We start from the raw sequence: 14,453 nt of genomic DNA on the forward strand, positions 1-14,453 counted from the left end.
AGCGGTAGAGCGCTGGAACCGGTGGAACGGTGAAGCGGTTACTCGGAGGTTGCCGTGGGCCGCCGCGACGCGGACGTCGCCTTGTCCACGTCGGTCAACGGCCGGAGCCGGTAGGTGTACGCGTAGTCGCGGTCGGCGAACAGTTTGTACTCGTCGTGGGTGTGCGCGCCCCAGCTGTTGTCACCGCCGACGCCCATCTGCCGGTGGTTCAGGCGCAGTACGACCTCCTTGCGAGGGGTGAGCTGGTAGTCGTGGCGAGCCCCGACCGACAGGTCCTCGGGTGTGAAGTGCGAGGCGTTGAACTCCAGCAGCGGCTCGCCGGAGACCAGCAGGCCGGTGCCGTCGCCGTCGGTGAGGGCGACCCAGCGCACGTCCGTCCTGTTGCCGTTCTCCTGGGGCCGCAGATAGGAGGTCCACTGCCCGGTGACGGTGCCGGAGTACCGGCCCACGTCCGTGGCGTCGTTGCGGTCCCAGTGGTTCTCCTCGGGACCTCGGCCGTAGTAGTGGAGCTTCTCCAGGCGGGCGGGCAGGAACAGCAGCGTGCCGACCTCCGGGATGTACGGCAGGGAGGCGGCACCCGGGTGCAGGGTGTTGTCGACCTTGATCTCACCGTTTCCGAAAACGGTGTAGGTGGTGGTGTACGTCGATTCCGTCGTGGTGGGCAGCGTGCCGGCCACCTTGATCTCCACCGCCCGGTCGCGCAGCGCCCGCACGCTCACGTCGGTCACCTTGCGACGTGTGCCGGCGTCGCGCCAGGTCTGGTTGCGGGTGTGCTGGCCGTTTCCCCGGTCGTTGTCGGTGGGGGCACGCCAGAAGTTGGGGGCCGGTCCCGAGGAGATCAGCCGGGCGCCGCCGGCCTCGTAGGAGGTGATGACGCCGGTCTTCTTGTCGACGGTGACCGAGAAGTTCCCGCCCTTGACGGTGACCGATCCGGCGCCGTCCCGGTGGCTGAGCGCCGGGACACCGGCCAGGGGCAGGGGCGTGACGGCGGGGCTCCCGGCGTCGACGGGGAGTTGCTGCCTCGCCACCTCGAAGCCGGACTTCGCCCACTTCGTCGTCTCCCTGGTGGTGAACGACAACTGGAGGAAGTACTCGGCGCCCGGCGCCGGGTGGTCGGGCAGCGCGAAGGGCACCGTGATGTCCTTGCTCGACAGCGCGGCCACATCGAGTTGGGAACGGCTCAGCTTCCCGCGCCGGACCACTTCCCCGTCCCGCACGAGTTCCCAACGACCTTCGAATTCACGGAGGTTGGTGAACAGGTACTCGTTGGTCAGGGTGACCGCAGCTCCGGGCGCGAGCAGGCCGCCAAAGGCCGGGGCGGCACCCACGGCCTGGTAGATCCGCTTGACCTCGGCGGACTTGCCGGTGGCCCCGCGGTCGGCGGTCACGATGCCGTCGCCGGAGAACGCGCCGTCGTTGGGGTTGTCGCCCCAGTCGCCCCCGTAGGCGCGGAACGACTTCTCACGGGGGCGCTTCTCGGTGAGGCCGACGGTGGCGGCGTCGAACCAGAACCGTACGCCGTCGTCGCCCGGCCCGCGGCCGGCGAAGGCCAGTTCGGCCGCGCTCAGCGCCCGGGCGTACACGCGTGCCCGCCGGACGGTGCCGCTGAACTCCCGGGTGGGGTTGTCGACATCGGTGGCCAGTGACAGCGGCGCGGTGTTGACGGCGGGGCGCACCGTGGTGGTACGGGTGGCCCGGACCACACCGTCGACGTACAGGGCCAACGTGCCGGCCGCCGCGTCGAAGACACCCGCGACCTGGTGCTCGGTGCCGGTCCAGTCGCCCGGCAGTGCCCAGCTCGCGGTGATCCACTGACCGCTGCCGTAGATGAAGAACTCCAGGGTCCTGTTCGTCTGTTTCAGCGCGTACTGGGTGTCGCCCTTGGCGAGGATCGGCTGGTGGTAACCGGTTACGTGCGGGGTGATCCAGGCTTCCAGCGTGAGGGAGCCGGTGAGGTCCAACGACGTGTCGCGGGCGAAAACGGTTCCGCCGAAGACGCCCTCGTCGCGGGTGAAGGTGCCGCTGGAGGCGATGAGCTCGCCCCTGAGCGCGGCGGGGCCGGCCTCGGTGAACAGCTTGCGGACGGGGGTGGGCCAGTCGAGGGCCTGATCGACGAAGTCCCAGATCCAGCCGCCCTGGAGCACGTCGTGACGGCGGATCAGATCCCAGTACTTCTTGAAGTTCCCGCTGGAGTTCCCCATCGCGTGGGAGTACTCGATCATCACGTACGGCCGGGTGTCGCTCGTGTCCTTGGCCCGCGCCTCGACGCGGGCGGGAGTGTCGTACATCTCGGAGCGGATGTCGCTGATCCCCGGGCGGTCGTCACCCTCGTACTGGATGACGCGGGTGGTGTCGTAGGAGCGGATCCAGTCGTGCATGGCGTTGAACGTGGTGCCGCCGCCGGCCTCGTTGCCGAGGGACCAGATGACGACCGACGCGTGGTTCTTGTCGCGGTGGACCATGTTCTGGGCGCGGGCCACGCACGCCGTCGTCCACTCGGCGTGGTTGCCGGGGTACTCGCCCCGGATGCCGTGGGTCTCGAGGTTGGTCTCGTCCACGAGGTACAGGCCGTACTCGTCGGCGAGCTCCAGCCAGAGCGGGTTGTTGGGGTAGTGCGAGGTGCGGACGGTGTTGATGTTCAACCGCTTGATGATCCCGATGTCCTCGACGAGGTCGGCGCGGGTGAGGGCCGAGCCGCGGGCCGGGTGCATCTCGTGCCGGTTGGTGCCCCGGAAGGAGACCGGCTTGCCGTTGATGCGCATCAGGCCGTCCCTGAGCGCGAACTCGCGCAGGCCCACACGGTGGGAAAGGGTTTCGATCACCTTTCCGGACGGGTCGCGCAGCTGGAGCACGGCGGTGTAGAGGTACGGATGTTCGGCCGACCACAGCCGCGGCGCGGGCACGGCCTTCGCGGCCTGCACGGCCGTCTCCTCCCCGGCGCCGAGCGCGACGACCTGTTGCAGGGGCCGGGACCACACCGGGTGCCCGCCCGCGTCGTACAGCTGCGTCTCGACGCAGTAGCGGCCGGCTCCCTGTCCGCCGTAGTCCCGCACGCTCGCGGTGACCGACAGCCGGGCCGTCTCGTGGTCGTCGCTCAGCGGGGTGTCCAGCCTGAAGTCACGCAGGTGCACGGCCGGTGTGGAGTACAGGTAGACCGAGCGGAAGATGCCGCTCAGCCGGATCATGTCCTGGTCCTCGAGCCAGTCGCCGTCCGAGTAGCGGTAGACCTCCACCGCGATCTGGTTGGTGCCCGGCTTGAGGTGCGCGGTGATGTCGTACTCGGCGGGGTCGTAGGAATCCTCGTGGTAACCGACCAACTCGCCGTTGATCCACACGTAGTGGGCGGACTTGACCCCTTCGAAGTGAAGGAACGTCCGCCGTCCCGCCCAGCCGCGCGGGACCGTGAAGGTGCGCCGGTACTGGCCCACGGGGTTGTAGCGGGTGGGGGCGGCCGGCGGCTGCGCCTCCTCCCCCAGTCCGTTGGCGCCCCACCACGGGTAGGTGATGTTGATGTAGATCGGGCGGTCGTGACCGTGCAACTGCCAGGCGGCGGGAACCGGGATGGTGTCCCAGCCGCTGTCGTCGACGTCGGTGCGGTGGAAGTCGGGGTCCCGGTCGTCGGGACGGTCGGCGTGGGCGAACTTCCAGGTGCCGTCGAGGCTCAGCCGGTACGGCGAGCGGGTGCGGTCGGCGGCGAGGGCCTGGGCGAGATCCGCGTACGGCATGAGGGTGGTGTGCGGGGCTTCGGTACCGAGCCGGAAGACGTCGATGGCGCCGTTCCACTCCGGGGTCCCGTCCGCCGCGACGGCCCGGTGGGCGGTGGACGGCGCGGACAGGGCGAGCGCGCCGAGGACGGCGGCCGACCCTTCGAGCAGACGACGACGGCTGACGACCGTCCGCCGGGGGTGGTCCGGTTCCACCCGCTGGGGGTGGTCCGGCCGGTCCATGGACGACACGTGCGGGTGCGACATGACCACGACCTTCCTCGGGGCGACCCGTGCGGCTTCGCACGGACGGAGGGTGCGTCAGATCTTGTCCACTCCTGTTGAAAAAACGAACATAGACGCGCCGCGATGGCCGAATATCAACTCTCTTCGGCGCAACGCCACTTGGTGCCCGCGCCTCCCACGGGCATTTTTGGTGACTCCCGTCAGTACACGTCCCGCACGTACCGCTTGTCGGAGGCGAGCTGCTTCACGTAGGCAGCCGCCTCCGGCTCGCTCAGGCCGCCGTGCAGGACCGCGACGTCACGCAGGGCCAGGTCGACGTCCTTGGCCATCCGGGAGGCGTCGCCGCAGACGTAGAAGTGGGCGCCGTCCTGGAGCCAGGACCACAGGTGCGAGCCGTGCTCACGGATCCGGTCCTGGACGTAGACCTTGGCGCGCTGGTCGCGGGAGAAGGCGGTGTCCAGACGGGCGAGGGTGCCGTCGTCCAGGAGGGCGCCCAGCTCCTCCTCGTAGTAGAAGTCCGTCGCCCGGTGCTGCTCGCCGAAGAACAGCCAGTTGGGGGCCCGGTGCCCACGCGCCCGGCGCTCCTGGAGGAAGCCGACGAACGGCGCCACGCCGGTGCCGGGGCCGACCATCACCATCGGGGTGGCCGGGTCGGCGGGCGGCCGGAAGTGCGGGGAGCGCTGGACGTGGACGGCCACCTCGGTGCCGGGCTCGGCATCGGCCAGGAAGGGTGAGCAGACGCCCTGCCGGGGACGGCCGGCCAGGTTCTCGTACCGCACGACGGACACGGTGAGCGAGACGAGGTGGGGGTCGGTCAGCGGGCTGGACGAGATGGAGTACAGCCTCGGCTGCAGCCGCCCCAGCAACTCGGCCCACTCCTGCGCGTCGGCGCGGACACCGAACTCGGCGGCCACGTCGACGGCCTGGCGTCCCCAGGACCACTTCGCCAGCTCGTCCTTGTTGTCGGGACGCAGCAGCTTGCGCAGTTCACGCGGGTCGCGGGTGCGGTCGGCGGTGAAACGCAGCAGGGCCGGAGTGATCCGGGTGATGTCGAGGTGACGCAGGAAGGCCTCCCCGAGCGCCACCTCACCAACGCCGTTCACCTGCACGCGCGCGTGCGCGTCGAGGCCGGTGACGCTCAGCCACTCCGCCACCATGTCTGGGGAGTTGAGGGGTCGTACACCCAGGGCGTCGCCCGCCTCATAGACGAGCGGGGTCTCGCTGTCGCGGGTGTCGAAGGTGAAGCGCCGGACCTCCTTGCCGGAGCCCGGCAGGCTCAGCAACCGGTTGCCGGTCAGGCGCGCGGTGACGGGAGCGGGGCGTTTGGGGCGGGGCGGGGCGGGCGCCTTCGGCACGGCGACGGAAAGGGCTTCCGTAACGGTCACCGGCGCCTGAGCGGTGGCAGGAATCCGGGTGGCGGGAATCCGGGTGGCGGGAACCCCGGTGGCCGGGATCCGGCCGGCGCCCGGGGCCGCGGGTACCGGTTCCGTGACCTCCTTCAGGGCGGTGGCCACCTGGTCGAGCCAGGCCTCGGCTTCCGTCTCGTAGTCCGGCTCGCAGTCGGCACGGGGGGCCAGCCGGACCGCGCCGAGTTCGTCCAGCCGACGGTCCAGCCGCCGGCCGTGCCCGCAGAAGTCGTCGTACGAGGAGTCCCCGAAGGCGAGGACGGCGTAGCGGTGGCCTTCCAGGCGGCCGGTGCCCAGCGCGTCCAGGCCGTCCCAGAAGCCGGCGCCGTTGTCGGGGGCGTCACCGTCGCCGAAGGTGCTGGTGATCAGCAGCAGGTCGGCGTCGGAGGGCAGCGCGGCGGGGTCGGCCTCGTCCATGGCGACGAGGGACGCCGGGTGACCGCCCGCGGTGAGCCGCTCGGCGGTGGTGGTGGCGAAGTCCTCGGCGTTGCCGGTCTGCGAGGCCCACAGGACGACGACCCGGCGCGCCGGAGTCTGCGGCGACGTGGCGGTGGCGGTGGCGGTGCGGGAGTACATGCCGGCGAGGGTGCCGTTGACCCACAGCGCGTGCTCGGGGCTGAAGGGCGCGTCCGCCGGCAGCACCGGTACCCCGGGGGCGCCGGCCGGGATCCCGGCGAGGAAACCGACCAGGTACTGCCGTTCGCGCTCGGTCAGGACCGGCGGCGGGGCGGGGCGCAGACCGAAGACCTCGGCCGCGGCGGGCAGGACGGCGGTCGGTACGAGCACGGCTCCGGGCCCTTCCGGCACCGGGGTCCGGGTGCCCGGCGCGTTGCCGAGCGGATACTCCGGCGCCGGCGCCTCCGTGACGGGCGGCTGCACGGTAACCGGTGTCGACACCTTCGTCAGGGAGACCGCGCACACCTTCAGCTCGGGCTGGAAGGAGAGCGGGTCGACGGCGTCGCTGGTGACCGCGTTGACGCTGAGGTACTCGCCGAACAGGTCGTTCCAGTGGAACGGCGCGAAACAGGAGCCGGGCAGGACGCGGTCGGTGACGACGGCGGGCAGCACGGCCCGGCCGCGCCGCGAGGCGACCTCGACGGAGTCGCCGTCGGATATCCCGAGCGCGGCGGCGTCCTCGGGATGCACCTCCACGAACGGGCCGGGATCCAGCTTGTTGAGCTTGGCGACCCTCGCGGTCTTCGTCAGGGTGTGCCACTGGTGCTGGAGGCGGCCGGTGTTCAGGAAGAACGGGTAGTCGTCGTCCGGCATCTCGGCGGGCGGGACATGCGGACGCGGGTGGAAGACCGCGCGACCGGAAGCCGTGGGAAAGGTGAGCGAGCCGTCGTCGTTCACATAGCGGATCGGGTTGCGGTCGGGGCCGTCGGCGGTGGCCGCCGGCCACTGCACGGGGGTGGCACGCAGCCGGTCGTAGGTCACTCCGCGCAGGTCGTAACCGGTCTGCGGGTTGTGGGCGCGCTTGATCTCCTCGAAGATCTGCTCGGCGGTGTCGTAGCTGAAGCCGCTTTCGTAACCCATGGCGCGAGCGACGGCCGCGATGAGCCGCCAGTCCGCCATGGCCTCGCCGGGCGGGTCGGCGGCCGGCCGGGCGAGGGTGAGGTTGCGCTCGCTGTTGATGAGGACGCCCTCGGTCTCGGTCCACATCGCGCCCGGCAGGACAACATCGGCGTAAGCGTTTGTCTCCGTTTCGGCGAAGACGTCCTGCGCGACGACGAACTCGGCGGCCTCCAGCCCCTCGATCACCGTCCTGCGGTTGGCGACGGAGGCGACCGGGTTGGTGCAGATGATCCAGCAGGCCTTGATGTCGCCCTCGGCCATCTTCCGGAACATCTCGACGGTGCCCTTGCCGACGCCGTCGGCCCTGATCGTGCCCGGCTCGAGCCCCCACAGCTCTTCGACGAAGGCACGGTCGCCCTCGACGAGGACGGAGCGCTGACCGGGCAGCCCCGGGCCCATGTAACCCATTTCCCGGCCGCCCATGGCGTTGGGCTGGCCGGTGAGGGAGAAGGGGCCGCTGCCCGGGCGGCAGATCCTGCCGGTGGCGAGGTGGAGGTTGACGAGCGCGTTGGTGTTCCAGGTGCCGTGCGTGGACTGGTTGAGGCCCATGGTCCAGCAGCTGGTCCACTCCCCCGCCTCGCCGATCAGCCGGGCCGCCGCACGGAGGTCGTCCTCCGGGATGCCGGTGATCTCGGCGACCGTCGCGGGCGCGTAGTCGGCGAGGAACTCCGGCATGGCCTCCCAGCCCTCGGTGTACGCGGCGACGAAGTCGGGGTCGGTGTGGCCGTTCTCGTGCAGGAGGTGGAGCAGGCCGTTGAGGAGGGCGAGGTCCGTGCCCGGCGCGACCTGGAGGAACAGGTCGGCCTTGGCGGCGGTGGCGGTGCGGCGCGGGTCGACGACGATCAGCTTGGCGCCCGCCTTCACCCGGTCCATCATCCGGAGGAACAGGATCGGGTGACAGTCGGCCATGTTGGAACCGATGACGAGGAAGACGTCCGCCTTGTCGAGGTCCTCGTAGGAGCCGGGCGGGCCGTCGGCGCCGAGAGAAAGCTTGTAACCGGTTCCGGCGCTTGCCATGCAGAGTCGGGAGTTCGACTCGATCTGGTTGGTACGCAGATATCCCTTGGCCAGCTTGTTGGCCAGGTACTGCGCTTCGAGGCTCATCTGGCCGGACACGTAGAGGGCGACCGCGTCGGGGCCGTGTTCGTCGACGATCGCCCGCAGCCGTCGTGCCGTCTCGGCGATCGCCTCGTCCACGGGGGCGGGCTCGGGTTCCGCGCCGCGGTCCGGGCGGACGAGCGCACCGGCCAGCCGGCCCGGCGCGGCGAGCATGTCGGCGGTCGTCGCGCCCTTGGTGCACAGGCGGCCGAAGTTCGCCGGGTGCTGCTTGTCGCCGGACGCCTTCAGGACCGTACGGCGCCCGTCCGGTCCGCGGCCGATGTCGAGGAGCATGCCGCAGCCCACACCGCAGTACGAGCAGACCGTGCGCACCTTCGTCGTGGTCGCGTTGTCGGTCCGCGGGTCCAACGCGGCCACGGGCGCCCCCTTCCTTCTGACGATCAGCCTGGTGAGAGCCTCTGCAAGCCTCTGTGACGGTACGAACCGTGCATTACGCAGGTGTCTCCCGGACCGGCCGCCAGGAGTTAAGCCCGACGCACACCGGGGGGCGGGCTGATGTGAGCGAGCCGCTGCCGCCCGCAGGAGGGCAGGCTACCCGGGGCGGCGGGCGGGCACGTTCCGGGGCGGCGCGGGGGCGGATTTCGGCCGCGTAAGCGGTTACGGACCCGTTGCACCACGACGAGGTCCGACGGCACGCGTAAGCGGTGCCCGGGTGTTCCGCCACTGGGCCCTGGCGCATCGCCAGGAGTTCCGTCTGCTCTTCGGCACGCCCACCGTGGCCGCCGGTGTGGCCCACACCGATGTGACCGCCGAGTGGGTCCGGCACCTCGCCGCCCTCTGGGGCGCCGAGCACATGCGGCTGTGGGCAGCCCGCCCCTATCCCATCCTGGCGGACGAGGACCTCGCCCCACGGATGCGCCGGCAGATCGCCGACTACCGCGCCGCCACGGGCGTGGAAGTGCCGCTCGGCGCACTGATCGTCATGCTGTCGTGCTGGCGCACGCTGTACGGACAGGTGGCTCTGGAAGTCTTCGAGCACCTGACCCCGTTGGTCTCGGACCAGGAACCGATGTTCGAACTGCTGATGCACGAAAGCGTGACCCGTATGGGGCTGGGGGCCGAATACCGGCCCCCGGACGGCCTCAGGCCGTAGGGATCCCCCTCCAGGATCTTTCAGGACCCCGCCACGATCCCCGCCACGATCCCCGCCACGATCCTTCCGGTCCGCGTCACGATCCCCGCCACGGTCCTTCCGGCCCCCGCCACGATCCTTCGGGACCCCGCCAGTTTCCGTCGACCCCCTGGCGGTGGTCGCGCCACCGCCCGCACCGCCCGCACGGCCCGCACGGACCGCACGGACCGCACCGACCGCACCGACCGCACCGACCGTTGCTCACGGGCAGGAACGGTCGCAGCCGTTCCTGCTCCGGGTCCGACAGATCACGGCGTTCCCCCTCCCCCACCGCCTCCGCCCTCCCCCGCCCGCCCGTCCCATGACGAGACGACGAGCTGATCAGGCGGAGGCCACATGATCGGCCGGACGGCAGCTCCTAGGCGTAGGTCTCGAACTCGGCCACCCTCGGAGTGGCAGTTGAGCCCGTGATCTCGAAGGTGACCTTCTTCAGCGAGGTGGCCGTGAAGGAGATGGTGCCGGCTCCGCTGCCCGAGGTCAGCAGCGCCCCGGTGTCGGCGTTGAGCACCCGCCAGGAGCCGATGTTGCCGGTGGCACCGGAGGCCTCCCGGATGTTGATCTTGGAGACGGTGGTGGCCGAACCCCACTTGATCGAGATGGAGCCGGTCGAGCCGGCCGGCGACCAGTAGGTGCTCGTGTCGCCGTCGCGGACGTTGCCGTAGCTGGTGCCGGACGCCTTGCTGGAACCGTCGGCGTCGGCGCCGATGCTCAGGTTGGTCCCGCCGGGCGTCGACGTCGCGGTGGCGGTCGGCGTGGCGGTGACGGTGGCGGTCGACGTGGGGGTCGAAGTGGCGGTCGCGGTGGGCGTCGTCGCGGCGCAGTTACCGTCCGACACCTTCAGGCCGTTGTTGGCGCCCGCGGTCGCGGTCACGATCGACGGCACGCAGGTGGCGGCGTCGAGACTGTAGGCGTAGGGGATGCCGACGGTCGTGTTCGACGTCGGGTTGGGCCCGGCGGGGTTGTTGTCCTCGCCCGGCTGCGACCAGGTCACGTTGTCGAAGATGTTTCCGCTGACCTGCCAGTAGCCCGGCAGGTCGGTGTAGAAGGTGCCGAGGACGTCCTTGGAGTCCTTGAAGTAGTTGTTGTCGACCTTGGCCTTGCCGCCGGCCCGGGGGTTGATGCCCGATTCGTTCAGGCTGACGTAGTAGTTGTTGTAGATGTGGGCGGTGGCGCCGCGCAGCAGGGGGGTGCGGGAGTCGATGTTCTCGTACCGGTTGTGATGGAAGGTGACCGGCCCGTTGGCGAGGTCGCTGTCGCTGGAGCCGACGAGACCGCCGCGGCCCGAGTTGCGCAGGATGCTGTAGGACAGGGTCACGTACTGGGTGCTGTCCTTCATGTCGAACAGGCCGTCGAAGCCCTCCGACTCACCGCCCGAGGCGATCAGCGTGGCGTGGTCGACCCAGACGTTGTGCACATCGCTCTCCATGCCGATGGCGTCACCGCCGTTGGAGGTGGGCGAGCCCGACTTCTTCACGTTCTGGACGGTCACGTTCTGGACGATGATGTTGCTGGACTGGCGGATGTGGATGCCGATCTGGTCGAACACGGCTCCGCTGCCGACGCCGACGAGCGTGACGTTGCTGATGTCCTTCAGTTCGATCACGCCGGCGGCGGTGTTGCAGCCGGCGCCCGACACCTTCGCGGTGTTGCCGACGGTGACGGTCCCCTCGACCTGGATGGTGATCGGGGTGCTGGTACTGGCCCGGCCGCACAGGGCCTCGTGGATCTGGGTGCCCGTGGTGGCCTTGACCGTTGTCCCGCCGGCGCCGCCGGTGGTGCCGCCGTTCTGGGTGGCGTATCCGGTCGCGCCGGCGCTGGCCGCCGACGCGGTGGGCATGGACAGGACCACGCCTGTCGCAGCCGCCAGGGCCAGCGTGCCGAGTGCCGCGGAGAGTCGCAGAGCGACTGGCTTTCTCATCCTTGCCTCGTCTTTCGTCATCGCGTACGGGGGTGCCGCGCACGTCGGTGCCCGGATCCGGGGCAGTCGAGCTCGCGCACCCATGCCATGTTCATGCCATGCGCGTACTGAAGCGGGCCTCCGCCGGCCCGGTGCGGATGCCGTTCTCGCCACGGGCCGGAAGGGACGGTGATGCCGATGCGGTGCGGACAGTGCCGCCTTGACGCCGGTGGCGCGAAGGTCACGCGTGCGACGCGGCCGGGACCGGGTCGGGACGCACGCATGCAGAGGCGACGCGGGGGCGCCGCCGAGAGCGAGACGACGGGGGCCAGGGCCGGCGCGGCCCCGGCCGGCCCCTGGTGCGGGTGCCCGCCGCCGCGGCCACGGCGACGAGCGCGATGCGTCCGCGCCCCGGAGCGCATCCCGGAGTCCTGGCGCGTCGGCACCTCGGTACGGTCAGCCCTGGCCAGCCTTGCGCCGGATCGGTTGCGGCGCGCGGGCTGCTCCACGGCCGATACCGCGGGCCGCTTCCCCGACACGGTCAACAGGCGCCGGGAAAGCGCTTTCTCCACGCGAGGATAGGGCGGTCACCACGGGGTGACAAGTATGTGAACGCCGATCGATCTGTCGAACTCCCGCCACCGCCCGATCGAGGCACCTCAAGGCACCTCAAGGCACATCGACCTTCCCCAATGCACTTCGATACACCGCGATGCACCTCGATGTACCTCGATGCACCTGAGGCGCCCAGGATGGCGCTACGCATCGCGGGGAGCCAGGGGGGCCATGGACCTTCGCATCCCTGCCGCCCCGTACAACACTCCCGAATGTTCATATCCATGAACACACTCCGACTCAGCGGCCGGTGGGCAGGCACGTTGCGCGCGAGGCGGCCCCTGCCCCCGCATTGCGACGACGGGGCGGACCGGCACGACATGCACGGCAACACGAACCGGCAACCGATGCTCGGCACTCGGCACTCAGCACTCGGCACTCGATGCCCGACGCCCGATGCCCGCTCGGGGAAGTCCGGTGCGGTTCAGTGGCGCCCGCGAGGGCGTGGGAACCGCGCCTCCGGGTTGGCGCACCGGACTTCCGCCAACGCGTTCAGCAACCGCCGCAGTTGTAGTACAGGACGTCCCAGTGGTTGCCCTCGTCGGCGTAGACGTTGCCGGAGCCCGAGCGGTACTGCGGGGCGCCGTCGCCACGCAGGCCGATGTAAGTGAAGGTGTTCTTGATGTAGTTGGTGACGCAGGTGCTCTTGCCGTAGTCGAGCTTGTAGCCGTTCCAGTGCGAGTAGGTGCCACTCGCGTGACCGGTCTCCGTGCCGCCGGTGATGTTGAGCGCACACCCGGTGGCCCGCTTCAGCGTCTGCGCGCCCTGGGCCGTGGACAGGTTCAGCTGCTCGAAGGACGTACACGTGGAGTTGTTGCGGTCGGAGCAGTTGCCGGACGAGGACCAGGTGATACCCACCTCGCGGAACATCGAGGTGGCCGTGGCGTGACTGACCTTGGTGACGGCGAAGGCGTCGGTCGCGGTGCCGACGACGGCGACGCCGGGGGCGACCACGAGCGCGAGGGCGGTCAGTGCGGAGCGGAACTTCATGAAGGAACCCTTCCTGCGGACGACCGTGCTTCCTGTGGAATGACTGTGCAGGCGGTACGGGCAGTGCAGGGAGATGGTGCACGACGTCTACGCGCGTTCGCCAGAGGACAGCGGTCTTCGAACCCTCGGCGCGGACAACCCGGGCGAACACGGGCGGGCCCGCCCGGACACCTCCGGCGCCAGGACCCTGCGCTCGGCGCAGGATGGTCGTCGCTGCCGTCTGCGCCGTTCGCTGCCGTCCTGTTCGGTGCGCACCGGAAAGGGCGGGGCTACGAACGGCAATGCCCCATGAGCCCCGGGAAGCAGCGGCCGTGGCCGGTCGTCGACGTGGTCACGTGGCCGCCAGGAGGATGGCCGTGTAATGCGCGGTGAAGGCGGCGATGGTCAGGGCGTGGAAGACCTCGTGGAAGCCGAACCAGGCCGGTGAGGGGTCGGGGCGCTTGAGTCCGTAGACGACGGCGCCCGCGGTGTAGAGCAGGCCGCCGGCGATGACGAGTACGAGAACCGCGATGCCGCCGGTGCGGGCGAAGTCGGGCAGGTAGAAGACGGCCACCCAGCCCAGGGCGATGTAGCACGGGGTGTACAGCCAGCGGGGAGCACCGATCCACAGGATGCGGAAGGCGATGCCGATCAGAGCGCCCGCCCACACCGCCGTCAACAGCACCCGCTGCTGACCCGCGGGCAGCAGCAGTACCGCCAGCGGGGTGTAGGTGCCGGCGATGATCAGGAAGATGTTCGCGTGGTCCAGCCGCCGCAGCACCGCCTCCCCGCGCGGGCCCCACGTGCCGCGGTGGTACACCGCGCTGGTGCCGAACAGCAGACAGGCCGACAACGCGTACACCGCGCAGGCCGCCACCGCCGCCGCCGAGCGCGAGACGGCGATCAGGACGATCCCGCCGGCCAGCGCCAGGGGGAACACGCCGGCGTGCAGCCACCCGCGCATCCTGGGCTTCAGCGCAGCCGCCGCGCGCTCCACCCCGCCTTCCAGGCCGACGGCGGCAGTCAGCCGGCCGGCTGTACCGGGCGGCGCGTCAACCGCCGGGGCGAGCGGGACGTCGGGCGGGGCTTCGGAGCCGGGCTGGGATTCCCGTCCGTGTACCGGCGGTTGAGCATCTTCGGCGATCATGCGCTCGTATTCTCAAATCGACTGATCAGTGTGGCCTGGCGTGTGGCTGCGCAGGCTGGAGGCTGAGACCTGGGGGCCCGTGCTGCCGGCTACTACTGGCAACTGGCCACCAACTGCTTGCCACTAACTGCTTGCTACCGGCTGCTTGCTACTGGCTGCTGCGGGGCAGATGCCGGCCGTGTGCCCGGAGGCGGCGCGGCGGTACTCGGCGTTGATGCGCTGCGCTTCTTCGAGTTGGTCTTCGAGGATGATGATGCGGCAGGCGGCCTCGATGGGAGTCCCGTGGTCGACGAGTTCCCGGGCGCGGGCGGCGATCCGCAACTGGTAGCGGGAGTAGCGGCGATGTCCGCCCTCGGAGCGGAGCGGGGTGATGAGGCGGGCTTCGCCGATGGCTCGGAGGAAGCCCTGCGTGGTGCCGAGCAGCTCGGCGGCCCGGCCCATGGTGTAGGCGGGGTAGTCATCGTCGTCGAGACGGTCGTAGGAGTCGTCTGCTGTCACTTGCACCTCTCTGTACAACGCGTAGAGGGGCCCTGGCGCCGTACGGCGCCAGGGCCCGAAGGAACTGCTACACCATCCGCCGGCCCTTCTACTGCGCCGGCCTTCTGTTTCCGCAGACCCGACCGAGACGCAGTCGGGTGTGCCG

Annotated in this window: 7 protein-coding genes; 1 reads left to right on the forward strand and 6 read right to left on the reverse strand. The window is 70.3% G+C overall.

All coding sequences use genetic code 11. The features are described from left to right. Window positions 1-38 precede the first annotated feature (38 nt). Together QQM72_RS08565 and QQM72_RS08570 are read right to left on the reverse strand one after the other, a co-directional pair. Window positions 39-3,947: a glycoside hydrolase family 2 TIM barrel-domain containing protein gene (locus QQM72_RS08565; protein ID WP_314220475.1), complete on the reverse strand. Its 3,909-nt coding sequence runs from the start codon at window positions 3,945-3,947 to the stop codon at window positions 39-41. A 203-nt stretch (window positions 3,948-4,150) separates the two neighbouring features. Next, the gene (locus QQM72_RS08570; RefSeq protein ID WP_399076639.1) at window positions 4,151-8,323 is read right to left on the reverse strand and encodes a molybdopterin-dependent oxidoreductase; all 4,173 of its coding nucleotides are present in this window, start codon (window positions 8,321-8,323) and stop codon (window positions 4,151-4,153) included. Window positions 8,324-8,702: 379 nt separating this feature from the next. On the opposite strand from QQM72_RS08570, the gene QQM72_RS08575 reads away from it, so the two are divergent. Then, complete coding sequence (locus QQM72_RS08575; RefSeq protein ID WP_314220193.1) at window positions 8,703-9,143, forward strand: TetR-like C-terminal domain-containing protein; 441 nt, start codon at window positions 8,703-8,705, stop codon at window positions 9,141-9,143. A 397-nt stretch (window positions 9,144-9,540) separates the two neighbouring features. On the opposite strand, the gene QQM72_RS08580 is transcribed toward QQM72_RS08575, so the two are convergent. The 4 genes from QQM72_RS08580 to QQM72_RS08595 all read right to left on the reverse strand — a co-directional run bounded on the left by QQM72_RS08580 (window position 9,541) and on the right by QQM72_RS08595 (window position 14,308). Next, a complete protein-coding gene (locus tag QQM72_RS08580) occupies window positions 9,541-11,100 on the reverse strand; it encodes a pectate lyase family protein (RefSeq protein ID WP_314220194.1) in 1,560 nt (519 codons plus the stop codon). A 1,086-nt stretch (window positions 11,101-12,186) separates the two neighbouring features. Further along, window positions 12,187-12,684, reverse strand: coding sequence for a hypothetical protein (locus QQM72_RS08585; protein ID WP_314220195.1), 498 nt, complete (start codon window positions 12,682-12,684; stop codon window positions 12,187-12,189). A 331-nt stretch (window positions 12,685-13,015) separates the two neighbouring features. Beyond that, window positions 13,016-13,810: a PAQR family membrane homeostasis protein TrhA gene (gene trhA, locus QQM72_RS08590; RefSeq protein WP_314220196.1), complete on the reverse strand. Its 795-nt coding sequence runs from the start codon at window positions 13,808-13,810 to the stop codon at window positions 13,016-13,018. Between the two features lie 123 nt (window positions 13,811-13,933). Next, window positions 13,934-14,308, reverse strand: a complete 375-nt coding sequence (locus QQM72_RS08595) for a MerR family transcriptional regulator (RefSeq protein ID WP_314220197.1) — start codon at window positions 14,306-14,308, stop codon at window positions 13,934-13,936. Window positions 14,309-14,453 lie beyond the last annotated feature (145 nt).

The organism is Streptomyces zaehneri, from assembly GCF_032248645.1.
Classification (GTDB): domain Bacteria; phylum Actinomycetota; class Actinomycetes; order Streptomycetales; family Streptomycetaceae; genus Streptomyces; species Streptomyces coriariae.